Source organism: Streptomyces sp. NPDC039423 (assembly GCF_055598725.1).
In genome coordinates, this window is record NZ_JBVKAH010000009.1 from 24547 (window position 1) to 48642 (window position 24096).

Here is a 24096-nt window from a genome sequence, read left to right on the forward strand (position 1 = left end):
GATGGCGAACCCTGGAGTGACGGCATGCGGTTCACGATCCTCGGCCCGGTGGAGGCCGTGGCGCCCGGTTCCGACGTGCCCGGCCTGGCCCCTCGGCACCGTGCCGTGCTGGCCTATCTGTTGCTGCACGCCGGGTCCGTGATCAGTACGGATCGCCTGATCGACGCGATGTGGGGGCCGCTGCCGCCGGATTCCGCCCGCGCGCAGATCCAGACCACGATCGCCGCGATCCGGCGGATGCTGCGCGCCGCGGACGCCGACCGGTTGCTGGCCACACGCCCGGCCGGGTACGTGATCGCGCTGGAGCCGGGACAACTCGACCTGGACGAGTTCACCAGCCTGACCGCCAAGGCACCGGCCGCCTCCGACGACCCGTGTCCCGCCGTGGACCGGATACGTGCCGCGCTCGCACTGTGGCGGGGAGAGCCGCTGGCCGGCATCACCGCCCACTACGCCGAGAGCGCCAGAGCACGTCTGAACGGGCAGATGCTGACCGCCGTCGAGCGCCTGGCCGACCTGGAACTGGCCCGAGGGCGGCACGACGACCTCATCGACGAACTGTCCGTCCACGCGGCGGCCAACCCCCTGCGGGAGCGGCTGTGCTGCCAGCTGATGCTCGCCCTGCACCGCGCCGGACGCCAGACGGACGCGCTGCATGTGGCGCGGACCTTCCGGGAGACCCTGGCCGACCAGCAGGGACTGGACCCCGGACAAGCGTTCGGCAAGCTCGAACAGGACATCCTGCGGGACGCCCCCGATCTGCGGCCGCCGGTCACCGCTCCGGCGAAGCCGCAGGGAATCAGCTTCCTGCCGTACGACGTCCCGGACTTCACCGGACGCGAGGACGAGCTCGACGGGCTGATCCGCCTGTGGTCGGGCGACAACGCCGGCGTCGTGACGATCTCGGCGATCGACGGGATGGCCGGGGTCGGCAAGACGACGCTCGCCGTCCACCTGGGACACCGCCTCGCGGACCGGTTCCCGGACGGACAGCTCTTCGTCGACCTGCGGGCGCACACCGCCGGCCAGGCGCCGCTCGACGCCGGTGCGGCGCTCGAAATCCTGCTCGGCCAACTCGGCCTGCCCGCACAGCACATACCCGCATCGCTCGCCGACCGCGCCGCCCTGTGGCGGTCCGAACTCTCCGGCCGCCGCGTGCTGGCCGTACTGGACAACGCTCTCGGCGCCGACCAGGTCCGCCCGTTGCTGCCCGGGGTCTCCGGCACCCTCGTCCTGATCACCAGCCGCCGGCGGCTGACCGACCTGGACGGCGCGCACGCGCTGTCCCTGGACGTGCTGCCCGCCGCGGACGCCGTGGAGCTGTTCACCGCGATCGTCGGCGAGCGCGCGGCCGCCGAACCCCTGGCCGTCCTCGATGTCCTGCAACTGTGCGGATTCCTGCCGCTGGCCGTCCGCATCGCCGCCGCCCGTCTGCACCATCGCCCCCGCTGGACCGTCGCCTACCTGGCCGACCGGCTCCGCGACCAGCGCCGCCGACTCTCCGAGCTGGCCACGGCGGAGCGGGGGGTGGCGGCGGCGTTCACGCTGTCGTACGAGCAGCTGACCCCGGACCAGCAGCGCATGTTCCGGCTCGTGGGGCTCCAGCCGGGCCGGGACATCACCCCCGAGGCGGCAGCCGCGCTGGCCGGCCTCCCGCTCGACGACGCCGAGACGCTCCTGGAAGACCTCCTGGACGCCCACGTCCTGACCCAGCACCAGCTCGGCCGCTACACCTTCCACGACCTGCTGCGCGAACACGCCCTCGCCACCGCGGCCGCCGAGGAGGCTCCCGACGCCCGGCGCGAGGCCCTCGGCCGACTGTTCCACCACTATCTCCACACCGCCGTCACGGCTGTCGACCACCTCTACCCCGAGGGCAAGAACCGCAGGCCGCGGGTCCCCGCCCCGGACTTCCCGACCTCGCCCCCACGGGACGAGCCCGAGGCGCTCGGCTGGCTGGACAGCGAACGCGCGAACCTCATGGCGTCCGGCCAGTACGCCGCCGAGCACGGCTGGCTGTCCCACACGAGTCGACTGGCCGCCACCTTGCACCGCTACCTGCTGGGCCACGCCCACCAGGCCGACGCGCTGGCCCTCGACGATCTGGCACTGCAAGCCGCCCGCCACAGCGGTGACACGGCCGCCGAAGCCCGCACGCTCATCGACCTCGGCCAGGTGCACTTCTGGTGGCACGGCGCCTACGAGAAGGCGGCCGAGCACTACCGGCACGCCCTGGACCTCGCGCGCGGGATCGGCGACCGGAGGGCAGCGGCCGATGCACTGCAGGCCCTCGGTGCCGTCTCCACGCGGCGACGGGAATACGACCAGGCCCGTGATCACGGCGCGCAGGCCCTCATGCTCTTCCGTGAGCTGGGGGACCGTAGTGGTGAAGCCAGATGCCTGACCTACCTCGGCATCGTCCACGAACGCCAGGGACGGTACGAGGACGCGCACGAGAACCACCGGCAGGCATTGCACGTCCACCGCGAGACGGGATCCCGCATCGGAGAGACCGTCGTGCTGAACAACATCGGGCTGGTGTACCAACGGCAGGGCCGCTACGACGAGGCCCGGCGTCATCATCACCAGGCCCTGGAGCTGAGCCGCAGGTTCGACTTCCCCGGAGACGAAGCCGAGTCGCTCAACGCCCTCGCGGAAGCCGCCCGCTCCATGGGTGACCTCGACCGGGCCGCGGCGGAACACGACTCCGCACTGACCCTCGCCCGCGAGTCCGGCTACCGCCCCGAGCAGGCCCGCGCCCATGACGGCCTGGCCCACGTCCACCGCGACCTCGGCCATATCGACCTCGCCCGCGACCACGCCCGCCAGGCGCTCGACCTCTACACCGCCCTCGTCGTGCCCGAGGCCGACGAGATACGCACCTTCCTCACGGGGCTACCGCCGACCGCGAACGAGCCCCAACCGCCGGAGGCATCCGCCGCCCATCAGCTGTCCTGAACGCCATTCCTGAACGCCATCAACCAGCGACTCGACCGGACGCTCCTGATCCTCCCCCCAGCGGGTCCGCGCAGGGCAGAGGACCAATCAGGGCTAACGGGTCTGTTCAATGGTCGGCCAATTTTTCCTCTCAACGTACGCTTTGACGGGGCGATTCCCAAGCCCCGGAGATGCCCGGCCGGGGTCAGGTGGCCAGGTTCCGCCGGACGACGGGCACTACTTCGCGGGCGAAGAGCGCAAGCTGGCGCTGGTGGTCCTGGTCGGGCCAGTACACGAAGCCGTTCATCCCCAGGTCGCGGACCAGCGCTGTGATCTCCTCCGCCCACTGCTGCGCCGGACCGTGGAAGGGCCCCTTCGATGCCGGGGTGATCAGTCCGTTGAGGTTGTAGACCTTGCGGATCGCGGCAGGGTCGCGGCCTGCCTGCTGTCCGGCGTCATCGATGCGCTGGATCGCCTCGCCGAGGCGGTCCGGGCCCAGAAAGGACAGCGTGGGCAGCCAGCCGTCGGCCTTACGGCCGGTCAGTGTGAGCATCCTGGGCCCGTAGGCGCCAAGCCAGATGCCCAGATCCGCGGACGGTGCCGGGCCGGGATGGACGCCGGCCACCTTGTAGTGGCCGCCGCCTGCACGGGCGGAGCGGTGCCCGCTCCACATCGCTCGGATGACCTCCATGGCCTCGGCGAGCGCGTCGACGGCCTCCTTCTTTCCGCGGCGGGGACCGCCCATCGCGACGATGGCTTCCCAGAAGGCCCCGGCTCCCAGGCCGAGGCGCAGGCGGCCGCCGGACAACAGATCCAAGCTGGCGGCGGCCTTCGCCAGCATCGCCGGGGGGCGCAGCGGCAGGTTGACCACGGCTGGAACGAACACGACCTGCTTCGTGCGGGCGGTCAGGTAGGACATCAGGGTCCACATGTCGTAAAAGGCGGCCTGGTAGGGGTGGTCCTGGATCGTGATCAGCTCCAAGCCGTCCTTTTCGGCCTGGAGCGCCAGCTTCAGCGGACCGCCGGCGTCGCTCCAGACGGGGTCGATGTTCGCTCCGAACAGCACGGGCAGCGTCATGATCTGGTCCCTTCCTTGTGCGCCCATCGCCGGGACGGGGCTTCGCTGTGACGACAGCGAGCTGAGCCGAGCGTCCCCGACGGATCTTTTTGCGTCTACCTCAAAAGTGGCATTTAATTGGTCGGCAAGACCATGGCGACCGCGTGAGCACTCCTGTCAGTACACATGGCGCCGCTCCGATGCGCACAGGGGACTAAGGAGAGCGCCGGTGACCGGCCCAGCACACGAACCCGCCGACCCCCAGGATCCGGTTCCGAAGGTGGCCGGAGCTCCGGTCAGCGAGGCGATTTTCCGTGCCGCTCGCCTCCACCGCATCGCCGCCGGCAGCCTGCTGCGGACCACGGGCCTGTATCCGGGGCAGGAAGTGCTGATGCTGCAGCTGTGGGAGCACGGTGAGCAGCGGCAGTCGGACCTCATCCGGACCCTCGGCCTGGACTCGTCCACCGTGACCAAGATGCTGCAGCGCATGGAACAGGCCGGCTTCGTCTCACGCAGGCGCGCGGAGCTGGACCGGCGGGTGGTGCTCGTCTCCGCCACCCGCGCCGGCCAGGCACTGCGGTCCCAGGTCGAAGCCGCATGGCGGGAACTGGAGGCGCTGACGGTCGCCGACATGTCCCTGGAGGAGCGGACCGTGGCCATGAAGATCCTGGAGCGCTTCGCGGCGAACCTCGCACCCGAAGAACCGCGGGCTCCGGAGCCCGGGGCGGCCGGCTGATCCCGCCATCCGGGCGTGCCACCACAGGGGCATGAGCAGGGTCAGGTGCGGCCATCGGTCCAGTCGGGTGGAGGTCGCCAGGTGGCCCGGCGCCGCCCATGTGGGTGTCCTGCCCCCACCCCCTACTTCAGAGCTACGCGGCGAAGCGGCTCTGCAGAGTGATGCCGACCATCAGCAGTGATCCATAGCTTCGGTTCCAGCCCACCAGCTCTGGAACGAATGAGGATTTTCATGATGCCCCGTGTCGGACGTTTCCGCCGGACTCTGCTCGCCGCCCTGGTGTCCGCCGCGGTGGTGGTTCCCGTGTCGGCTGCCTCCCGGCCCGGTGTCCCGGCCCCGCCGCCCCCGGACTTGGCGCCCGTATCCGCACAGACTCTGGTCTCCCGTTACGGGGTGAACCACGACAACATCGTTCAGGCGGCGCGGATGGCTCTGCGGTACGGAAGCACCGGCCGGGCCGGCGAGCTCTCCGCCATCGCTGGGCCGGGCCGTCATTTCCTGTCCTTCGACGGTCGGCGCGACGGACGAGCGGTGGAGGTGTTCGGTGACCTGGCGGCGGCCGACCGCATAGCGGTGCTGGTGCCGGGGTCGGACACCGGCCTCGACGCCTACAGCCGGTTCAGCGCCGGGGCGCGTGCCCTGCACCGGGAGCTCGGCCCCCGCGCCGCGGTTGTTTCCTGGCTCGGTTACGACACCCCGGGGACGGTCAGCCCGGGGGTGCTGACCACTGGCCGGGCCCACGAAGCAGCCGGTGCGCTACGCGCCTTCGTCGCCGAACTGGGCGGCGCCACGCGGGCGGGGGCGCGGGTGGCGCTGCTGTGCCACTCCTACGGTTCGGTGGTGTGCGGCCGGGCGGCATCGGGGCTTCAGGTGGCCGATATCGTCCTGTACGGCAGCCCCGGTACTGGCTGTGAGACTGCTGCGGAGCTGCGCTCGTCGGCTCGTATCTGGGCCGGCCGTGGCAGGGGCGACTGGATCGCGAACGTGCCCCACACCCGCCTCACCTTTCTGGGTACGGAGGTCGGTTTCGGTGCCGACCCGGCCGATCCCGCCTTCGGGGCCCGGCCGTTCGCGGCGGGCGACGCCGACCACAGCGGCTACCTGCGGCCCGGATCGGTGTCCCTGCGAAGCCTCGCCCGGATCGTCCTCGGCACGAGCACGGAGCCCGAGGGTGCCTGATCTCGGTATACGCCTCTCGTGGCCGGCGGGAAGGGTCGAAGAGGGCACGCCGCCCGACCGCGACCGGGCGGTCGACGCGCTCCGGGCTCTCGCGATCCTCGGTGTCGTCCTTGGCCACTGGCTGGTCACGGCGCTGACCACCGCCGATGGTGCGCTGCGCTCCACCAGCCCGCTGCGGCACATGCCCCACCTGGCTCCCATTTCCTGGATTCTCCAGACTCTGGCGGTGTTCTTCCTCATCGGCGGGCACGCCGGCTCCACCAGCTACCTGTCGGCCCGCGCCCGGGGGGAGCGCTATGCGCGGTGGCTGTCCCGGAGGCTGGGGCGCCTGTTCAGACCGGCCGCCGTACTCGTGTGCTGGTGGACGGTCGCCGTCGTCGGCATGCTGGTCCTGGGGGCCGGCGTGGAGACGGCTCGCACGCTGCTGAAGCTGGCCCTGTCGCCGCTGTGGTTCCTGGTGGTGTTCGCGCTGCTGACGGCTCTGACGCCGGTGGTCGCCGGTCTCAGCCCGCTGTGGCCGCTGACCGTCGTCGCCCTGGTGGACGTCGGGCGCTTCGGCCTCGGTGCCCCGGCGTGGCTCGGCTGGATCAATGTGGTGTCAGGATGGCTGGTCCCCTGGTGCCTGGGAGCGGCCTGGGCACGGGGCGCGTTCACCCGGCGCGCTCCGCTGGTGGCGCTCCTGGCCGGCGCCGGTGCGGCGGCAGCCCTGCTCGTCGGATGGTGCGGCTACCCGGCCGGCATGGTGGGCGTCGACGGCGAGAAGACCTCCAACCTCGATCCCCCCAGCCTGGTCGTCGTCGCGTTCGGCCTCGCCCAGTGCGCCGTCGCCCTGCTGGCCCGAGACCTGCTGGCGCGGCTGATGCGGCGGCCGGCGGCCTGGACGGCGGTCGCGCTCACCAACCTGTCGGCCATGACCGTCTTCCTGTGGCACCAGACCGCGATGATGGCCGTCACCGCCACCGCACTGCTGTGGGGAGCACCCGTGCCCGGCTTGCACACGGTGCCCGAGGGTCCGGGATGGGTGGCAGCGCGGCTGCTCTGGCTGCCCGTGTTCGCCGCCGCGCTCCTGGTGTGCTGGTCGGCCTTCCGTGACCACGAACACCGGCCGGGTCCGCCGCGCCCGTCTCCCCTGCCCCGCTCGCGACCGACCGCAGCCACACGGGCCGCCTCGCGTTCCATCATCATGACCCCCGACCGACGCTCGCCGGATGAGACATGACTGACCAACGAGACCAGAGCAGAGTGATCAGCGCCTTGCGCGGGATACGCGAGGATCTGCTGGTCCTCAGGGCCGACCCGCTGCCGCCCCTGGGCCGGCCGCGGTGGTTGAGCAGGCTGCCCCACGTCCTGGTCGCCGTCGCGGCCGTCGTCGTGGTCATAGCCGACAGCGACCAGTTGGGCCACCGCAACCAGCTCGGTCTGGGGTACGGCTTCCTGCTTGCCCTGCTGCAGGGCGGTGCGCTGCTCCTCGCCCTGGCCCGCCCGGTGCTCGCCTGGTGGCTGTCCCTGGCGGGAGCCATGGTGGCCGCCGCGGCCGGCGCACCGTACCTGTTGTGGAACACCCCCTGGCCCTGGAGTATCCCCGGACTGTGCGCCCATGCCGGCATCCTCCTGCTGCTCGCGCTGCGTGTGCGTACCCGCGCGGCCGGCGAGGCATTGGCCCTGTCCGTCCTCCTGCCCGGCGGGGTCGAACTGGTCACCGGTGGTGGCGCCGCTCACCGCTCCACCACCGTGCTGACCCTCGTCCTGTTCTCCGTGGTCGTGCTGATCGGGGTCACGTTGCGCGGGCGGCGAGAGACCCAGGTGAGGCTGGAGGCGCAGACCGGTCTGACGGCCGAGGAACGTGCCCGGCGCACCCTGCTCGAGGAGCGCGGCCGTATCGCCCGCGAGCTGCACGATGTGGTGGCCCACCACATGTCGGTGATCTCCATCCAGGCCCAAGTGGCGCCTCACCTCATCGACAATCCGCCGGAGCTGAAGGAGAACCTGGCCGGTATCCGGAGCAACGCTCTGGACGCGCTCACCGAACTGCGCCGGGTCCTGGGGGTGCTGCGGTCCGAGGACGCCCCCGACCCGCACGCCGCGCACACTCCGCAGCCGAGCCTGGCCGACCTCGGCACGCTGGTCGACAACGTCCGCGGAGCCGGCCTGTCCGTCACGACCGAGACGACCGGCCGGCCGCCGCGGCCGCTCGCGCCGGGCGCCGAACTGTCCGTGTACCGCATCGTGCAGGAAGCCCTGAGCAACTGCCTGCGCCACGCCCCCGGCTCACACGTCCGCCTCCATCTCCACCACACCGTGCGAGGGCTGGAGATCGACATGACCAACACGGCCCCAGCCCGGCCCGCTGCCCCCTCCCCCGGCGCCGGGCACGGCCTGCTGGGGATGCGGGAGCGGGTCACCATGCTCGGCGGCGATCTCACCACCGGGCCGACCCCCGACGGCGGGTACCGAGTCACCGCCCGCCTGCCCCTCACCGCTCTGCTCACCACCCCCGCCGACAACGCTCCCCTGACAGGAAAGACCGCATGACCCCGATCCGCGTACTGATCGCCGACGACCAGATGATGGTCCGCCAGGGCTTCACCGTCCTCCTGGGCGCCGAGCCCGACATCGACGTCGTCGGACAGGCCGTCGATGGCAACGACGCCGTGGCCAAGGCCGGTGAACTGCGACCCGACGTCGTCCTGATGGACATCCGCATGCCCGGCGCCGACGGCATCGAAGCCACCAGCCGCATCACCACCGACCCCGCCAGCGACACGAAAGTCCTCGTCCTGACCACCTTCGACCTCGATGAATACGTCTACGAAGCCTTGCGTGCCGGAGCTTCCGGCTTCCTCCTCAAGGACGCCTCCGCACACCAGCTCGCGGAAGCCGTGCGCGTCGTGGCCGCCGGGGACGCGCTCCTGGCACCCAACATCACCAAACGCCTCATAGCCGAGTTCACCCGCATTCACACCCCACAAGCGCCGGCGAAAGAACGCGCCACGAACCTGACCGAACGCGAAACCGAGGTACTCGCCCTCATCGCGCAGGGTCTCTCGAACGCCGAGATCGCCTCCCACCTCGTCGTGGCCGAGCGGACCATCAAAACTCACGTCAGCCGCATCCTGGACAAACTCAGCCTGCGTGACCGCACCCAGGCAGCCGTCTTCGCCTACGAAACCGGACTCGTCCGCCCCACCGGCTACTGATCCTCCGGCCGGACAAGCGGTCGAACCTGACCATCACCCTCCGCCCCGCACCAACCACCCTTCACGAGGACGCCATGACCCCTACAGCACGCATCCCCCTGTCGCTCCGCCACGGCGCCGACGATCCGCATGCCCTGCGCCTACGCATCCACGAAACCCTGCTCATCGAGATCGTCGACGGGACCCTGCCGCCGGGCACAGGTCTGGACGAGACCCACACCGCCCAGCGCCTGCAGGTCCCCAAGGCCCGGGTGCGGGAAGCCCTGATCATGCTGGCCGCCCAGCGGCTGGTCGAATACACCGGCCCCGACGCCGCACGCGTGACGAGCATCGACAGCGCTGCAAGCCGGCACACCGCCACCGTCCTGCACGGTCTGTACCGCACCGCCCTGACCACCACCTCCTGGCCCCTGGCGGAAGACCACCTCCAGGCCCTGCGGAACTGCGCCACCGCTCACACTCGCGCTGCCACCCGCAACGAGATCGCCGATGCCCTCGCCGGCGAGCTGGCGCTTTGGGACACCTTCGTGCTGGCCTGCGCCAACCGGCCCCTGTACGACGCCGTCACCCACCTCACCCCCGTATGGCAACGGGCACACCGCCTGCACATGCCTCCCACCACCGTCCACGAAGCCGACTGGGACACCCTCCTCACCGCCTGCACGACAGGCGACCGGCACCAAGCCCTCCACCATCTCGACAAGCACTGGACACGCGTCGACCACCACCTTGCCCCCACCGTCACCTGACACGGCAGGCGGGAACGTCACGACCGGGCCCAGTGAGGAGCACCAAGCGCGACGGGTGCCTCCGCGCTCCCGGGTCGATCACGCTGTCCGCGCTGACTCCCCCGCCGGCTCGAGGGCGCCCCGGGGACCGAAGGTGTCCCGGCTCCCGGCTGCTCCAGGCATGCCGTGCGCCAGAACATGGTCAACATCGACAGCTTCTTCGCGTGGCCGCCGCCCACCCGCACCGTTTCATCAAGGACCCCACCCAGGCCTGACGAGCCGGCCGGTTCGCTGCCCCGTTCGTCACTCAGCGATGGGTCCGCCGACGTGGGCCAGCACGTTGTCGGCCAACTCCTTGGGGGACAGCTCGCCGTCCAGGAGTACGGTGTCGCTGGGCAGCGTGTCCAGTGCGACCGCGCACGTCTCGATCTTGGTCTTGCACCACTGCCGCACCCGTTCATCCTGCGCGGGATCGTCCGGAGTGAAGCTTCGTCCGTCGATCCGCTTCACCAGGACCTCCTCGGAGACTTTGAGGAAGAAGTGATGCACGACGATCCCCGCGGCCTTCAGCGCGCCGAAGATCTCCTCGACATACGTGGGGTCGACCAACGTCATGGGGACGAGAACGGGTCGCTGATACTCCTCGACGAGCCCCACAGCCAGATGCGCGACTTGCCGCCGCCACAACCGCAGATCCTGGAAGTCGCCGGTCGGAACAGTCACGATCTCGCGCAGCACAAAACCGACCATCTCCGGGTCATAGACCAGCGCTGCGGGCCACCGCGAACGAAGTTCATCGACCAGCATGCTCTTCCCGCTGCCGAACGCACCGTTCACCCAGACAATCACGCGCATCTCCCCATCGCCGACGTCTCCCCCATGTGGCATGACCGACCCCAGCACTGCGCACCAACCGCGAAGGTGGGGGCGGGCCGGAATCACACGTACAGATCATGCCCGAATGATCGCTGAGGGGGGCCGGATCCCACTGGCGGCTGGGAGCCGGCCCACACTGTCCAGGCCAGTGGGAAGCCCGCAACCCGCGGGCGACTCCGGCCTTCAGGAGCTGCGCCACCCTCCGGTTCCCCGGATTTACCCTCCAGGAATCCACGAACCCGTCGACTTGGCGCCAGTCAGGACTGGCTGTTGAGGAAGCCGATGAGGGTAGCGCCCCACCAACCGCTCTGGCTGACGGCGGCGGCCAGGCCCGACTGCACCATCAGGTGGCGGGGTATCGACGCGTCGTCCCTGTACCACTCCAGGCGCTGGCCTAGCCAGTGCGCGTACAGGCCGTTGACGGTCACGGCGAACACGAGGCCGAGCTTGACCAGGGTGAGGGGCGAATCGAGATTCGGCCGCAGGAACAGACCGGTGACGACCAGACCGGACATTCCCATCCAGATGGGTATCTGCAGGGCGCATGCGGTGCCGGTGATGTCGGACAGGCGGCGCTTGCCCAGCAGCCACAGGATGCCGAACCAGTCGACGGCGAGGACGGCGCCGAGGCCAACGATAAGGGCGGCGACATGGAAGAAGCGCGCCACCGTCTGGAGGGTGGTGTCGGGGTGAACGTGGCCGGACATCCAGCAGGCGCCGGCGATGACGCCGGAGCTGAGGACGCCGAGGGCGATCAGGACCCACAGGGGCGTTGCCCGCTCCCGCCCGCTGCTGACGGGCAGCGGCGCCGGAGCGGCGACCAGGGGCCTTTCCGTACTGAGGGCCATCGGTCAGCTTTCGGGCTTCAGTTCGACGTTCGCGAAGGTGGCGGTGACGGACTCGCTCGGCGCGGGCTTCTCACCGCTGGCGCCGCGCCACAGGAAGGCCGGCGGCTGGAGGGTCGCGCGCAGGGCGTACTTCCCGGCGGTGGGGATGGAGAAGTCGTTGGCGTTGTGGAAGAACTCGGCGTGGTAGAAGTTCAGGCCCCGCGCCTGGGCGACCTGCCCCTGGGCGTCGACGACCTCGAGGCGGATCGGGACACCCGGGACGATGCGGCCGGTGGCGGCCTCCATCGGAATGACCTCGATGTGGCGGGTCTCGTCCTTGGTCGGCTCGCGGTTGACGAGCTTGCCGTGCCCGGAGTGCTCGCCCTGTCCGCCCCGCTCCGCCTGGAACCATGGCTCGGCCGCCTCGGCGATGCAGCCGCCGCGGTACTCCCCGACCTTGGCCTCCCCGCCGTCGGCGGCGATCCGCGCCTCCAGGACGGTGTGCTGGTGTGTCACTCCGGCCGGGGCGGTCTCCTTCGCCCGCGGCTTGGCAGCGGCGGTCTTGCCTGCGTCGACGGTGCCACGGGCCGTCAGGGCGAACCCGGGCGGGGCGGCGAGGAGGAGCGAGAACGGGGCAGGTCTCGGCATGGCTGAAATCTTTCGGATAAACATTAGGTAAGGCGTACCTAAGAGGTTCCTGCGGGTGTTCGTCAAGCCGTCTCGCGATACAAATATCGCCACAATTCGGACATCAGAAGCGATCCTTCCCCTTTCTTGGGGAAGTTGAGGAACCGTCATCCGCCTCGGGTGCCCGTAACCCCGTCGCCGAGGAGGTCAGTATCTGGACAAGCGAGCCGGCCCCGAACCCGAGGGCCGGCGGCGGCGTACACGGCTGACCGAGGTACGGGGCTTCGTACCCGTCCCGGGCGCTCTGGGCCGACTGTTCAGGGCGTGTGGGAGAAGCGCACTCGCACCGCGAGTAGGTCACCCGACGAATCCAGATCAGCGATCACTGGGAAGAAGCCGTCACCCCAGCTCGTCATGGCGCACAGCACTCGGGCATCACCAAGTTCCACGCATCCGGCTTCGACTGGCGAGGCACGTACCTCCCGCATGATCTGCCAGTGATGGGAGTGGGGGCGGAAGTCCACTGCCATGCGGCGTCCGGTCTCGTCCTTCCATCTGGTCAGCGCACGGGCTCTGTCCACGGCCTCCGGGACCGGCAGGGCGGTCCACCCGCGAACACCGTCCTCGCCGGGCTCTCCCAGTTCGGGTGCGGCGAACGTCGCGGCGGCTTCGTCTGCCGCGGCACCACCCCAGAACGCCACGTCGGCCAAGCCGTCCACCGGCTCATCGTGCTGCCAGGAGTTCAGGGCGTCGACATCTCCGAAAAGCACACGTGCCCAGTCCACTCCTATGTCACCCAAGGAAACCGATGACGCGACCTGGCCCTCGCGCATCCGGATCGAGATCTCGGACCAGCGAGCCCCGACACCATCGCCGAAGTCGACCTGCGTAGCCAGCACGGGCAGGTGGCGGTTTCTGGGTACGCCACCCACGGCAACGACGGGTACCCCGAATATCGAAAAGCTGCCGCCGCCCTCTTCGGCTGTCCGGCGGGCCCTGTGCGCATGGGCCTCCCGGACCGGCAGGGCCTCCAGTCGCGCATCCAGGCCGGCGTTTCGGCAGTGACCATCGAAAGTCGCCTCGAATGCGGCGGCCTTCGAGGCCGGGACGTCGTGGAGCCTGGAGCCTGGCTGCCTGTCAAAGGTCCGAACTGCCGCGGATGCGTCCGGACCCGTGACCACGAAGTCGATGGCGCTCGCGACGTCGGCGGCCATTGCAGGGTCTTCGATGCCCAAGGAGGCAGGATCGATGTCCGCCGGCGACCGGCCTCCGCTCCACAGCCCCAGGTGACCACCGTCAATGATCACTAGGGTGCCGGACGGGCAGCTGATGACCCCCAGCTCGAACATCTTTTCCATGGTGGGCGAGTCTACGCGGCGGCACGACGGCTGCGCGGGCGCAGCCCGGCGGCGGGACGGCAGCCGTACGGGGGCGTGGGCCGTGGGTGAGCGTTTGGGCCGATCGCCCCGTACGGCCGGCTCGAGCAGACCTTGACAACAGCCTTGGGTCACCGACCAGTCGTTCGGGCGACACGTCTTCTCGCTAGACGGGGTCCAGGGGTCCGAGCAGCCATACGCCGGTGGAGGTGGGCTCCTCGTTGAAGTAGAACTCCCGGATGGCCTGGAGCATATCGTCGCGGCTGATCAGGCCGTCGGCGTCCTGGTCGAGGCGGCCGAAGACCTCGCGAGCGTCCGCTTCAGGCAGCCCCATCAGAGCGCCGGACCAGCGGACCTGCTCGTCCCGCGTCAGCTTCCCGTCGCCGTCCTGGTCCGCGATGTCCATCAGCGCATCGAGGAACGGCACGTACCCGGCGTCGAAGGAAGCGGGCGTGACCAGCAACCCGGCGGCGAACGCCGCCTGGTACTCGGCGAGGCTGATGCGCCCGTCGGCGTCCGTGTCCGCGGCCTGTGACAAGTGCTGCCACAGGCCGTCGCTCAGATCCCGCATGTGCTTGAGCGCGGGGGTGTCGGGCGCGAGCTGGAAGGCGGCGGCGAGGCGGTCGCAAGCCGACTCGAAGTCGGTGCGGTCGATATAGCCGTCATGGTTGGTGTCGAAGGTGGCGAAGCGGCGGGCGAGCTTGCGCTGCAGGAACGGCGAGATGTCCATGCCCCTCACCCTGCCTGCCAGAACAGCGCCTGAAACGCCACTGACGGCCGGTAGCCCCCGCACGAGGCGCAAGAGTGGACACCGGGCCACGGCCAAGCGCTCATCCGTCGAGAATCGCACGCGGTCACGGCTGGCTGCATGGGGCTGTCGGTCCCGGCCTGCTTCAGGTTCATGGGTGCGAGCGCGTGGGCAACGGCGGTGCAGCCCTGGCGGGCCGCTGGGGGTGTGGTGGGGGTTGAAGAGGCTGCGGCCGGCCGGCGCTGCCACCGACCAAGCCGCTCCCCTTCCCCCGGGCCCATCATCACCGCCGCCTTCGGCGGTTTCGCCGTGCTTGCCCTCACTCACTACGCCGGGTGAGTCGAACCGCTCGTTCTCCAGCTCTCACGTGCCCCTGTATGCGTATCGGCGCTGGCCCGGATGGCGGTGATGACCATGCGGGCCCAAGCGGCGGGTTCCGGGGTGTTCAGTGAGCCGGCCAGGCGGGAGATGTGGGCGGCGCGCTCCTGCCGCGTCAGGGTGAGCGCGGTGCGCAGGGTGTCCACCAAGTCGTGGGGATCCAGCGGGTCGGTCAGCAGAGCGGTGTCTCCCAGGTGCTGGGCCACTCCAGCGTGGCGGGAGAGGACCAGGACGCCCGGGCGTCGGGTGGCGTGGTGGACGGTGATGTACTCCTGGGCGGTGAGGTTCATGCCGTCGGCGAGCGAGGTCACCCAGAACACGTCGGCTGCCAGGTAGTGGTCGACGATGTGGGCGAAGTCGAGGTTGTGGGGGATGTACTCGACGGGCTGCCAGCCGGTGGTGCCCCAGCGTCGGTTGATACGGGTGATGGCGGTCTCGAGTGCGGTGCGGGTCGTGTCGTAGGCGTGGATGCCGGGCTCGGGGGGTGGGCAGATCAGCCGGTAACGGATTTTGTGGCGCAGTGCGGGCGTTTCGGTGAGAAGGGTGTCCAGTGCGTGGATCTTGTGGACGGGGGCTTTGGCGTAGTCGAGCCGTTCCACGGACAGGATTAGCTGGGTGGGGTCGTTGCGGTGGTGCGGTCGGGCTGCGGCGCGGGCGCGGGCAAGGGTGGTGACGGCGCGGCGGTCGATGCCCAGGGGGTGCACGCCGATGCGCGGGGCGGCTCCGGCGGATGGGGTGAGGAGCCGGTGGAAGTGGTCGGCGCAGTCGGGGGTGTGGAAGCCGGCCCAGTCGAGGCGGGCGAGTGAGTCGCGTAACTGGTCGGCTTGCGGGATGCGGCCGAAGACGTCGGGGTGGGGGAAGGGGGTGTGGTGGAACAGGCCGATGGTCAGGTCGGGCCGGTCGGCTTTGAGGACGGCGGGTACGAGCCACAGGTTGTAGTCGTGGAGCCAGACGGTTGCGCCGTGTTCGGCGAGGGAGGCGATGTGCCGGGCGAACGCGGTGTTGACGGCCTGGTAGTCGCTCCAGTGCGCGCGAGGGTGACGGATGAGGTCGGGTTGGGACATCAGAGCCGGCCAGAGGGTTTCTTTGCAGGTGCGGTGGAAGTAGCCGGCCCACCGGCCGGGCGGCATCGGCAGGAGGGAAAGCATGCCGCCGGCAGCCGCAGGAGGTGGCGGTGGCGGTGGCGGCACGGGTGCTTCTCCGACGTGGGCGGCGGCCCACACGGCGTTCAGGTCTGGGTCGGCCAAGGCCGCCTGCAGGGTTGGCAGGACGCCGTTCGGGCTGGAGGGCGGCTGCCATTGCCCGTCGAGCCAGCGTACGGGTGGGCGGTGGTAACCGACCACCACCGGGTGCCTCGCGGGTCGGCCGAGGCGTTCGAGCCCCTCCAGGACGCCGGCGGCCCCGTCGAGGGCCGAGTGGTGGATGAGGGTGCTGGCCGGAGCCTGTGCCCTGAGGGCGGGCTCCGCGTTGGCGACGACCACGCCGGGCGTGCCCAGGCGGAACAGCGACAGGTCGTTGAGGGAGTCCCCGGCCACCAGCACCCCGCTGCGGGGCCAAGCGAGCTTTCGGGCGAGGAGTTCCAGCGCGCGCCCCTTGCCGCCGTTGGGCGGCAGGACGTCGAAGTAGCGGCTCGAAGCGTAGGACCAGGAGCAGCTCAGCGCCTGAACCGCCCGGATCAATTCGTCGCAGAAATACTCCGGGGCGAGGTAGAAGGAGCAGCGGCCCTCTTGCGGTACGTGCTCCTGGTAGAGGAGGTGCGGGAACGTTGCCAGCGCCGCCCGGACGGGTCCCGCGCCCGGCCATCCGGCACGCAGCTCTGCCTCCAGGGCTCGGTCGTGCGTCATGCGGGTGGCGTCGATGACGCTGGACCCGACGTCGGCGATGATCCATTGCGGAGGAGGCAGCAGGGGGTCCTCGCGCAGAAGTGCCCGGACCGATGGCAGGCCGCGGCCGGTCGCGAAGACAACGACTGTATCCGGGTCCTCGCTCAGGGCTTCGGAGAGCAGGCGCCGCTCGTGTCGGCTCCCGGCCAGCAGCGTGCCGTCCAGATCGGCGGCCAGCACCCTGGCGATGCCGCCCCTTTCCCCGCGGGGTTCACCACGCGGGGTCATGGGTCACCGGGTCGATCGGATGCGTTCCCTCGCCGGCGTCCGGATCCGGCGGCTTCGGCAGAACGTCCTGCAGGTCCAGGATCGCTCGACCGAGACGGACCGCAGCGGCATCTGTGCTGTTCAGCAGTCGGCTCACTGTCTCCCCAGGCGCCTCGCGCGCGGCGGCGACCAACTCGTTGATGACAGGACCGATTCGGGACACGGCATCTCCCATAGCAAGGGCCGGCAAGGGCTGGCCGGGGGCGGGCGGAAACTGGAGCACCGCACGCCCTCCGACACGGGTCAGCAGGCCGGTCTGTGACCGGCTCCGAACGGCGTCGGACACGTAGTACCGGACTACTGGGTTACCGGTACCTCGCCGCACACCTCGACGCCCGCCTGGCGGAAGTCCTCCAAGGTCGACGCCGTCGTGTCCGGAGCAACACCGACCGAGTAGTCCAGGAGCACACGCGCACGGAATCCGGCCTTCACGGCGTCCAGAGCCGTCGCGCGCACACAGTGGTCGGTGGCGATGCCCACCACATCGACGTCTTCCACCCCTCGCGAGCGCAGCCAGTCCGCCAAGGGCGTGCCGTGTTCGTCCGCGCCTTCGAAGCCGCTCTTGGAGGCACTGTGGGCTCCCTTGAAGAAGACGGCGTCCACCTTGCCGCCCGTGGCCGTGGGGGCGAAGTTCGGGTGGAACTCACCGCCTTCATCGCCGACCACGCAGTGGACGGGGAAGCTGTCTTTGAAGTCCGGGTTGTCCGAGAAGTGGCCCCCCGGGTCGATGTGGTGGTCCCGGGTGGCGACGACGTACCGATAGTCGGACCCCGCACTGCGTTCCACCAGATCGGCGACAGCGGTCGCGATTCGCGCTCCACCCGCAACCGGGACACTGCCTCCCTCGCAGAAGTCGTTCTGGACATCCACGACGATCAAGCCTCGGCTCATGACGTACACCTTTCAGCAATACGGAACAAAACAGGAGATACGCCGTTCCGGGCGCCTGAGCTGCGGGGAACCGGCATCCCGGAACGGGGAAAGCTGCTGTGGGGCGGGATGGAGAAGAGGACGCCGTCTCGCAGGGGGCGTCGGCGAACACCTTCAGCGATCGAGTAAGGCCCATGCTCCCTGGGTGGTCCACGCCCAGGTACCGGAGTCCGAACATCGGTGCGGGGCGCGAGGAGTGGCTCAGCCGTGGGCACCGGTTGCCTCGGGCAGCAGGTGCGGGCCGCCCTCGCCCGTGAAGGACTGCTTTCTGCTCTCTCCTCGGTAACGGTCAGTCAGTCACCGGTCCCGCAGGAGCGGGCATCCGAGTTGCTTGGGTCAGCCGGCTGGACCGGCTCCTTGACCTGGCAGGTCTGCCCTTGAGGTGGTGACCCGGTCCCGCCCCTGCTGCCCATCTGCACGGCGAGAGAGCGCGGCACGATGACCGTGTCACGGTCCTGAAGCACAGCCTTCTCTGTCGATCCCTTGGGTGTCGGCCGCCTGCATGAAAAGGTCGGTGACCTCTTGGGCGGACTGTCCCTCCGGCGGCTTCACCTGAATGTCGTCGCTCACGCGGGCCTCCCTTTCACCGCCGCCAGGACGCGGCCCGGTCAATACTCGTTGGCTTGAGGTGCTGGGCATACGCAGAACCACGCAGGGGATGAAGCCGGAGGGGGCGGAAGGAAGCACTGCCGGGGGCACGTGGCGGACAAAACGCGCCCCCCGAGGTCGGGCGGACATCACCCGCAGGGTGCGGCGGTGCGGCTCAAGGCCAATGGGGCAGGCCCGCAACCGGGCCAGTGACCGGGCCCCATGTCGTACGTGGTCGTATGCGGGCTGAATCGCCCCGGGGGCCCCGGCCGCGGGCTCGGCCCACCTGCCGGCCTGCACCGCACGCCGGACGGACTGGTGCGCCCGCCGTGCGGACACGGTGGGCGCACCGGGGGACGAAGCCTCACGGGGGGAGGTGGAGCGTGTCGGGGGCGACTATGTGGGTCATCAGCGAGTTCGCCGGCAGGTTCCCAGGGTCCCGTCTTACGGCCGCCGCGCGAATCGACACCACCGCGTGATCACAGCGGCTTTCCGACTCGCGACTCGAAGTGCCGGAAGACGTCCATTCGCGAGCGGCGCCGCCGTGGCCGCCTCCGTCAAGGGCCTGCGCGCCGGCCGCCGCACGTTCCGCGCCGGGCTGCGGACCAAGGGGCTGCGGCGCTCACCCGGGGCCGGAGAGATCACCGGGGACAGCGACGGGCAGGGCCACCTGGTCGTACAGGCCCGAGAGAGGGGGGCGGCGCGGCGCTCGGGCCGGTGGCCGGTGGCGCGGCGTACACCGGTGGCCACGGAGCGTGGTGCGGTCGAGCGGGAGCTCGGCCGCACCGTCGTTCTGCTCATCGGTACCTCGTTGCGTCATCGCGCTCGGGGGGGGGCGGTGCCGGCCCCGGTGGTGCGTGCGACGTGCCGGTCCAGGGCGAGCAGCTCGCGGAGGTGGGCCTTGGACCGACGCGCTGCGCTTGCCTGTGTACGAGGTCGGGGAAGTGCCGCTGGATCCGCTGCCGTGCCGGGACGGCGGCGGCACCGGACCGCCCGGCCGGGCCGGGGCCGACAGTGGCGCCCGGTAGCCGTCGTACCGAGGAGACCAGGAAGGAGGTGGATTCCGACGCGTGAGGTGTTCCTGCTCGGCCAGCCGGCTGCTCACCGATTGACGCTCGCCGCGGCGGTTCCCAAGCTGGTGGGAGGGGGCAGGTGGAAGGGGCCGCGGTCGTGAGTGGTGGACAGAGCAGACTGCCCCGATTGCTGACCGCAGCGGAGACGGCGGCGCCGGCGGACGCCGTCGACGTCGTCGCGGAGGACCTGCAGCAGCGTTTCAACGCCACGAACGTCTCCTTCCTCATCCTGGACCTGACGGGCAAGGCGGTGGCGCGGCTGTCCGTCTCCGCTGCGCCGGGCGGTCGGGAGGCGGAGCGGATTCCCCTGTTCGGCAGCGTTTACGGGGATGTGATCCGCACCCAGCACCTGCACCTGGAGGCGACCGGCCAGGGGCACCAGGTGATCGTCCCGGTCACCAACCGAGGGGACGCGATCGGGCTGCTGGAGCTGCTGCTGCCGGCCGCCCCCGGCGAGGCCGTCCTTGAGGCACTCGGCGAAGCCGCACATGTACTGGGCTACATCGTGATCGCCAACGGTCGCTTCACCGACCTCTACACCTGGGGCAAACGCTCCAGGCCGCCCACCTTGGCGGCTGAGATCCAGTACCAGCTGCTGCCTGCTTCGCTGTCGTGTGAGGCCGCGCAGTTCACGCTGTGCGGGAACCTGGAGCCGTCCGAGGACCTCAGCGGTGACACCTTCGACTACTCCGTGGACCGCGATACGTTGAACGTGTCGGTGACCGACCCCATGGGCCACGACATCGACGCCGCCCTGGCCGCCACGGTCTTGGTGTGCGCCCTGCGTGGCGCCCGCCGGGCCGGCGCCGACCTGGCCGAACAGGCCCACCGGGCAGACCAGGCACTGATCGCCCACGCCCACGGTCACGCCACGGGACAGCTCCTGCGCATCGATCTCCGCACCGGGCAGGCCCGGATCGTCAACGCGGGTCATCCCTGGCCGCTGCGCATGCGCAACGGGGCTGTGGAGGCGATCACCTGCCACGTCGACCACCCCTTCGGGCTGTCGGAGCTGACTCCCCACCCCTACCGTGTGCAGGAACTCGACCTTCGGCCAGGTGACCGTCTGCTCATGTTCACCGACGGAATGCTCGAACGTCACGGCGAGAAGGTCGACCTGGCCGCCCTGCTGGAGCAGACCCGGAATCTGCACCCGCGGGAGACCACGCTGGCGCTGACGTCCGCGGTCCGGGACGCCGCCGACGGCCGGCTCGAGGACGATGCCACCGCCGTATGTCTGGACTGGCACGGCCCCCAGCGGACCTGAGGAGAGTCCGCGAAGTATCGGCGTCGGCCCGGAGGGCGGGGACCACGGCGTCCGGTGCGTGCGATCGCGAGGCGGAAGAGGGAGTCATGGCGAAGCCATGCGCCATGACGACCGACGACAACGCCGCGAGCGCTCGTGCAGGACACCGCGGCCCGGGCGGGACTTCGCGGACGCCTCCCCCTGGCGCGGGTCCGATGCCGGGCGCGCCCGCCGCCGGTGAGCAGGACGGACCACTGTGCTCGGACAGCCCCGTGGACGCGGCAACCTTTCTCCCACCCGTGGCGGCCAGAAGGTGCAAGATCTTCCCCACGCAAGGAATGGGCATGACTGCACGAACTGAACAGCGCGTCCGCCACCGTCGCCGGGTCACCACGCGCCGGGCCGTGATCAGCGGAGCCGCCGCCCTCGGGCTGACCGGTGCGGCGATCGTCACCACGACGATGCTGTCCCCGGCCGGGGCCGCCGCGTCCTGGCCCTCCGACACCGGCAGCAAGCCGGTGCCGAAGACCATCCCGGTCTCCGGTGAGTACGACGGCGGGATGAAGAAGTTCTACGGCACCGGCGCCCTGGGCGGCAGCGGCCAGGACGAGGGTCAGTCCCCCCTGTTCGAGCTGGCCGACGGCGCCGTCCTGGAGAACGTCATCATCGGCACGCCCGCCGCCGACGGCGTCCACTGCAAGGGCAGTTGCACGCTGCGGAACGTGTGGTGGCTGGACGTCGGCGAGGACGCCGCCACCTTCAAGGGCAAGTCGGCGTCGGCGACGTACAACGTCATCGGTGGCGGGGCGAAGAAGGCCGATGACAAGGTCCTCCAGTTCAACGGGGCCGGCAAGCTCACCGTGACCGGCTTCCAGGTCGAGGGCTTCGGCAAGCTCGTCCGCTCGTGCGGCAACTGCAAGACGCAGCACAAGCGCACGATCGTGCTGAGCGACATCGACGTGACCGCGCCGGGCAAGTCGATCGTCGGCATCAACCAGAACTACGGCGACACCGCGACGTTGTCGAAGATCCGGATCCACGGCGACGCGAAGAAGAAGATCAAGACCTGCGTGCGCTTCAAGGGCAACAACACCGGCAAGGAGCCCACCCAGTTGGGCAGTGGCCCCGACGGCACCGCGTGCCGCTTCTCGGCATCGGACATCACGTACAACTGAGTCGTATCCTGACTGACGTACGTCGGCGCCGTCGCCACCGTACGGCGGCGCCGCACCGCCGTCTCCCGGACCGCCACCGCCACCGTCACCCGGCCGGTCGCGCTCCATCGCCACGCCGCTCGGGCACCGTCCACGACTTCCTCACGGCAAGCCGCCGGTCCGGCCCAGCCACTGCACCACGGCGCGCACCCTTCACGGCGCCCGGCGCCGGGACCATGCTGCCGAACCCGAGTGATCCTCCTCCGCGCCACGGATCAGAGGTCCAGTGGCCCGCGTTCACGTCCTGGGCGGCCGGCCCGGGCTCGGGCGCTGCGTCTCCTCGCGTTCCTGCGGCGTCAGGTCCGAGACCTCGTACGCGAGGCCGGCCGGCACCGCCGCGTCCACCGCTCGGATGGCCTTGCCGCAGCCGCTGTACTTCTGGGGCGACAGCTCGATCAGGCAACCGGACGCCCCGAAGAGGGTGCGGTCGTCACCGTCCCTTTCCACGCCGACGATCTCGCCGAAGGGCATGCGGTGCGGTCGCCCGTCCCCGTCGACCTCCGCCACGCCGTCGCTGGTCAGTACCAGCCGGGACCGGCGCGCAGCGCCGTACCTCGCGCGCGCCAGCAGGGGCGGCCGGAACACCTCGCCCACGGGCGGTTCGCCGGGCTCACAGCAGCCACCGCGAGGCAGCGGCCGGCCGTCGAGGGTGGTCAACCGGGGCTCGACGCCCGGCGCGACGGCCAGCTTCGCGGTGGCCAGCGCCCGCGCGAAGCACGCGCGTACATCCTCGGGCGTGACGGAGCGCAAGCCGGCCAGCCGGGCCGCGGCGTCCCGTGGCGGCAGTCCGAACAGCTCGCAGCAGGCCGCCAGGTCCAGTTCCGCCTGGACGGCGCGCGGGTCCTCGTAGCTCTCCCGGAAACCCTCGATCTCCTCCGTGAGCTCGTCCTCGGTGGGCAGTTCGCGGCCCAGGCGCAGTGCTTCCTGCCAGAGCAGCCGCGCTATCTCGGCATCGTGCCCGGGGCGGGAGTCCAGCGAGAGCACGGCGTCCGTGGTGTGTTCGTCGCGCAGGCTCGACTCGACCTGGACCGCGTAGCTCAGGCCGCGGTGGTGCCGTGCGACGGCGGTGAGCCGGTGTTCGAGGAGCGCGAGGCCGAGGGCGGCGGCCGGTGAGCCCAAGGGCGTGGCCAGCGTGATGCCGGCGCCCTCGATCGCCGCCTCGTCCCAGGACGCGCCGGTACGTGCGGCGGGGGCCGTGCGGTGCGGCGGCCGGCCCTCGGGCAGCGGTAGCCGCAGGCCTTCGGGCGGGGGGCCGGTGAGTTGGAGGACGGCGTTCGCGCGGGTGAAGTACGCGGCAGCGTGGGCCTGGACGGCGTCCGCGGACAGCCGGTCGTATCCGGGCCCTATGTACGGCGCGAGGCCGGGCCCTCGGGCACCGAACCGCTGATTGAGCAGGAAGGCGGCGGCCGGGAACGTGACCGAGGACGCCTCGGCGGTGAGAACGCCCGCCTCGTGACCTATCCGGTCCAGCGGCAGGTCGGACAGGGCGGCGCAGACCGCTGCCAGGAAGTCGGTGATCTGGTCCGGGCGTCCGGAAGCGGTGAACCGGGTGGCCTCCAGGTCGACGGAGGCGTTGTGTTCGTGGTGCAGCCGGGGCAGCGTGCTCATCACCAGGTGCTCGATGAGGTGGGTGACCCCGATGGTACGGAAGGTCTCGTCCCGGGCCCCGCACCCGAAGGTGAGCGCCGCGCCGAGCGGAGCCGGGCCCGGAGCCCACAGGACGGTGACACCATCGACGGTCGTACGCTGCATGGGCCCGACTCTACCGACAGCCCGCGCGGGGCCCTCGCGCAGGTCGTCGGCCGTACGCCTGCCGGCCGGAGCGATCGAAGCAGGCGGCGAGCGGATCGGCGTCGTGCGCCTTCCCGAAACCGGCCGGGCCACGCCGGCCCAATCCCGTACACCTCGCTGTCGATCGGTCGTCTCGCAGGACATTGCCTGCGCAGCGAGCCGCCGCCGAGACGCGGACGGCGCCCGCTCGGGTGTGGACAGCGGCGAACCCCCGCTCCGCCGGCATCCGGGGACGTTTCACACGCCACTCCCTGAGCCTGAGCAGGTTCTTCGTACCGCACCGACTCTACCGGCCGCCTCCCGGGGCGGGCTGCCTCCCGCCCCGGGGCGGTGCCGGGGAGCGGGGGCAGCGGCCGGAGGCACGTATTTCGACGGGACGGCAACCCTCCTCGACTCGGCGGCAACTGTCGAGCAGCGCCGTTCCTCACAGGCGCCCCC

20 protein-coding genes are annotated in these 24096 nt (G+C 70.6%); 9 read left to right on the forward strand and 11 right to left on the reverse strand.

All coding sequences use genetic code 11. The annotated features are described in order from the left end of the window. Positions 1–24: 24 nt before the first annotated feature. A complete protein-coding gene (locus tag ACZ7LK_RS26055) occupies positions 25–2958 on the forward strand; it encodes an AfsR/SARP family transcriptional regulator (protein WP_471143699.1) in 2934 nt (977 codons plus the stop codon). A 184-nt stretch (positions 2959–3142) separates the two neighbouring features. On the opposite strand, the gene ACZ7LK_RS26060 is transcribed toward ACZ7LK_RS26055, so the two are convergent. Further along, positions 3143–4015 (reverse strand): LLM class flavin-dependent oxidoreductase, encoded by an 873-nt coding sequence (locus ACZ7LK_RS26060; protein WP_471143701.1) that lies wholly within the window; start codon positions 4013–4015, stop codon positions 3143–3145. 208 nt (positions 4016–4223) lie between these two features. Here ACZ7LK_RS26060 and ACZ7LK_RS26065 point away from each other — a divergent pair, with 208 nt between their 5' ends. The 6 genes from ACZ7LK_RS26065 (at position 4224) to ACZ7LK_RS26090 (ending at position 9855) form a co-directional block, all read left to right on the forward strand. Further along, complete coding sequence (locus tag ACZ7LK_RS26065; protein ID WP_471143702.1) at positions 4224–4730, forward strand: MarR family winged helix-turn-helix transcriptional regulator; 507 nt, start codon at positions 4224–4226, stop codon at positions 4728–4730. Between the two features lie 393 nt (positions 4731–5123). After that, positions 5124–5909 carry an alpha/beta hydrolase gene (locus ACZ7LK_RS26070; RefSeq protein ID WP_471143704.1) on the forward strand — a complete coding sequence of 262 codons (786 nt, stop codon included), beginning with the start codon at positions 5124–5126 and terminating at the stop codon, positions 5907–5909. After that, positions 5902–7128, forward strand: coding sequence for an acyltransferase family protein (locus tag ACZ7LK_RS26075; protein WP_392277254.1), 1227 nt, complete (start codon positions 5902–5904; stop codon positions 7126–7128). The genes ACZ7LK_RS26070 and ACZ7LK_RS26075 overlap by 8 nt, the downstream gene beginning before the upstream one ends. After that, on the forward strand, positions 7125–8441 hold the full coding sequence (locus tag ACZ7LK_RS26080) for a sensor histidine kinase (protein WP_471143706.1): 1317 nt from the start codon (positions 7125–7127) through the stop codon (positions 8439–8441). The genes ACZ7LK_RS26075 and ACZ7LK_RS26080 overlap by 4 nt, the downstream gene beginning before the upstream one ends. Then, positions 8438–9106 (forward strand): response regulator, encoded by a 669-nt coding sequence (locus tag ACZ7LK_RS26085; RefSeq protein ID WP_471143707.1) that lies wholly within the window; start codon positions 8438–8440, stop codon positions 9104–9106. The genes ACZ7LK_RS26080 and ACZ7LK_RS26085 overlap by 4 nt, the downstream gene beginning before the upstream one ends. A 74-nt stretch (positions 9107–9180) precedes the next feature. After that, positions 9181–9855: a GntR family transcriptional regulator gene (locus ACZ7LK_RS26090; protein WP_392277257.1), complete on the forward strand. Its 675-nt coding sequence runs from the start codon at positions 9181–9183 to the stop codon at positions 9853–9855. A gap of 282 nt (positions 9856–10137) precedes the next feature. Here the strand turns inward: ACZ7LK_RS26090 and ACZ7LK_RS26095 are convergent, their stop codons facing one another. The 9 genes from ACZ7LK_RS26095 to ACZ7LK_RS26135 form a co-directional block, all read right to left on the reverse strand. Continuing rightward, the gene (locus ACZ7LK_RS26095; protein ID WP_471143709.1) at positions 10138–10683 is read right to left on the reverse strand and encodes an AAA family ATPase; all 546 of its coding nucleotides are present in this window, start codon (positions 10681–10683) and stop codon (positions 10138–10140) included. A gap of 284 nt (positions 10684–10967) precedes the next feature. Then, a complete protein-coding gene (locus ACZ7LK_RS26100; RefSeq protein ID WP_469463737.1) occupies positions 10968–11558 on the reverse strand; it encodes a hypothetical protein in 591 nt (196 codons plus the stop codon). A gap of 3 nt (positions 11559–11561) precedes the next feature. Beyond that, the gene (locus tag ACZ7LK_RS26105; RefSeq protein ID WP_471143711.1) at positions 11562–12185 is read right to left on the reverse strand and encodes a hypothetical protein; all 624 of its coding nucleotides are present in this window, start codon (positions 12183–12185) and stop codon (positions 11562–11564) included. 296 nt (positions 12186–12481) lie between these two features. Further along, positions 12482–13522 (reverse strand): hypothetical protein, encoded by a 1041-nt coding sequence (locus ACZ7LK_RS26110; protein ID WP_392277261.1) that lies wholly within the window; start codon positions 13520–13522, stop codon positions 12482–12484. A 184-nt stretch (positions 13523–13706) separates the two neighbouring features. Then, on the reverse strand, positions 13707–14270 hold the full coding sequence (locus ACZ7LK_RS26115) for an EF-hand domain-containing protein (protein WP_471143713.1): 564 nt from the start codon (positions 14268–14270) through the stop codon (positions 13707–13709). Between the two features lie 344 nt (positions 14271–14614). Next, complete coding sequence (locus ACZ7LK_RS26120; protein ID WP_471143714.1) at positions 14615–16777, reverse strand: trehalose-6-phosphate synthase; 2163 nt, start codon at positions 16775–16777, stop codon at positions 14615–14617. Next, entirely contained in the window at positions 16761–16979 is a 219-nt protein-coding gene (locus ACZ7LK_RS26125; protein ID WP_471143716.1) for a hypothetical protein, read from the reverse strand. Before ACZ7LK_RS26125 ends, ACZ7LK_RS26120 begins: the two co-directional genes overlap by 17 nt. Positions 16980–17113: 134 nt before the next feature. Next, positions 17114–17707: an isochorismatase family protein gene (locus ACZ7LK_RS26130; RefSeq protein ID WP_471143717.1), complete on the reverse strand. Its 594-nt coding sequence runs from the start codon at positions 17705–17707 to the stop codon at positions 17114–17116. Positions 17708–18193: 486 nt separating this feature from the next. Next, positions 18194–18316 (reverse strand): hypothetical protein, encoded by a 123-nt coding sequence (locus tag ACZ7LK_RS26135; protein ID WP_471143718.1) that lies wholly within the window; start codon positions 18314–18316, stop codon positions 18194–18196. Positions 18317–19534: 1218 nt separating this feature from the next. Here ACZ7LK_RS26135 and ACZ7LK_RS26140 point away from each other — a divergent pair. Beyond that, complete coding sequence (locus ACZ7LK_RS26140; RefSeq protein ID WP_392277267.1) at positions 19535–20674, forward strand: PP2C family protein-serine/threonine phosphatase; 1140 nt, start codon at positions 19535–19537, stop codon at positions 20672–20674. A gap of 323 nt (positions 20675–20997) precedes the next feature. Further along, positions 20998–21828, forward strand: a complete 831-nt coding sequence (locus ACZ7LK_RS26145) for a pectate lyase (RefSeq protein ID WP_392277268.1) — start codon at positions 20998–21000, stop codon at positions 21826–21828. A gap of 276 nt (positions 21829–22104) precedes the next feature. Here the strand turns inward: ACZ7LK_RS26145 and ACZ7LK_RS26150 are convergent, their stop codons facing one another. Beyond that, entirely contained in the window at positions 22105–23619 is a 1515-nt protein-coding gene (locus tag ACZ7LK_RS26150; RefSeq protein ID WP_392277269.1) for a peptidase M16 family protein, read from the reverse strand. Positions 23620–24096: the final 477 nt, after the last annotated feature.